The organism is Dietzia cercidiphylli (assembly GCF_014145145.1).
GTDB classification, from domain to species: Bacteria; Actinomycetota; Actinomycetes; order Mycobacteriales; family Mycobacteriaceae; genus Dietzia; species Dietzia natronolimnaea.
The window spans coordinates 1-1,341 of the sequence record NZ_JAALEA010000396.1 but is presented as its reverse complement, the minus strand read 5'-3'; the positions used below and the strand labels follow the sequence as shown (position 1 = coordinate 1,341).

At 71.0% G+C, this 1,341-nt stretch carries 1 protein-coding gene; it reads left to right on the top strand.

Annotation, left to right across the window (positions count from 1 at the left end; genetic code table 11):
* The first annotated feature begins 163 nt into the window (after positions 1-163).
* Complete coding sequence (locus tag G6028_RS13775) at positions 164-1,120, top strand: type IV toxin-antitoxin system AbiEi family antitoxin domain-containing protein (protein WP_179523196.1); 957 nt, start codon at positions 164-166, stop codon at positions 1,118-1,120.
* Positions 1,121-1,341: the final 221 nt, after the last annotated feature.

Below are 1,341 nucleotides of genomic sequence, written 5' to 3'. Positions count from 1 at the left end.
CTCAGCCCGGCCCCGCAGTCGCTCAGCCCGGCCCTGCAGTCGCTCAGCCCGGCCCTGCAGTTGCGGCAACGGTCTCCACACCCCGCGCCCCCTCCACAGCCGGGACGGATCACGCGGTCCGACGCCGCAGAAGCCGGGCCGGCGGGGCCGATACTGCGTGTCCATGAGCACAGACCGACCTCGCCCACCCGTCATCACCTCGTCCGAACTACTCGCCCGGGGTTACAGCCGCCGAGCGCGGGAGCACGCAGAGCGCACCGGACAGCTCTACCGTCTCCGTCACGGTGTCTACGTGCCCGCCGCCGACCTGCCCACCGGTCCCGACGAGGCCGAAGCCATCCTCGAGATGCGCTCGCGCGCCTCTGCGAGGTTCATCAGCCCCGGCACGGTGATGTCGCATACTTCCGCGCTCGTGCTGCACGGTCTGCCCGCCCAGGATCTGGACACCCGGCGGGTCACCACGACCAGGCACCGGCCGGGCAGCGGGAGCAGGCGGGGCGAGAGCGCGATCTGCCACAGTCTGGATCTCGGTGACGCCGTGACGGAACTCGATGGCATCCCGGTCACGACTCCGGCGCGGACGATCGTCGACGTGGCGCGGACGAGCCCGTTCACCGGTGCTGTCTGCGCTGCCGACCAGGCCCTGCGTCACTCTCTGTGCACCAGGGCCGAACTGGCGGCCGAACTCGACGCCGCCGCCGGGAGAGTCGGCATCGCGCGGGCCCGCGCGGTGGTGGCATTCGCGGACCCGGGTGCCCACTCGGTGCTCGAGTCACTGAGCCGGGTCGCCATCACCCGCGCTGGCCTCCCCATGCCCCGGCTCCAGCACGAGTTCGTCCTCCCGGACGGGTCGCGGACCTTCGTCGACATGTACTGGAAGGAATGGGGACTCGTCGGTGAGGCGGACGGGTCGGGGAAGTACGGGATCGACGACGGCGAGGCGGGCGTCCGCCGGAAGCTACGCAATGAGAAGAATCGCCAGAACGAGATCGAAGCGCTGGGCAACATCTTCAGGAGATGGCAATGGGAGGACTACCGGCGTGGCCGGATCGTGCCCCTCATCCGCGAGGCGATGAGACTTCAGGAGTCACTCGGCCGGGGGCCGCGCCGCGTGGCCTGAGGGCGGTTGCGGAATGCGTACCGTCGCCCACTCGGGAAGGATCGCCGGCCACAACACTCGCCAGTCCGTGCAGCCGCTGATGCGCCTGGCGTCTCGCGCACGCGTCTGGCGTCTTGCTCGCGCGCGTGTCCACCTCTTCCGCAGCCGCCCGCCGCGAGGGCGTCCCGCCTGCGCATCGGTGTGCGCCAGACGCCATAGCGGCAGGCGGCTGCGTGGGACCG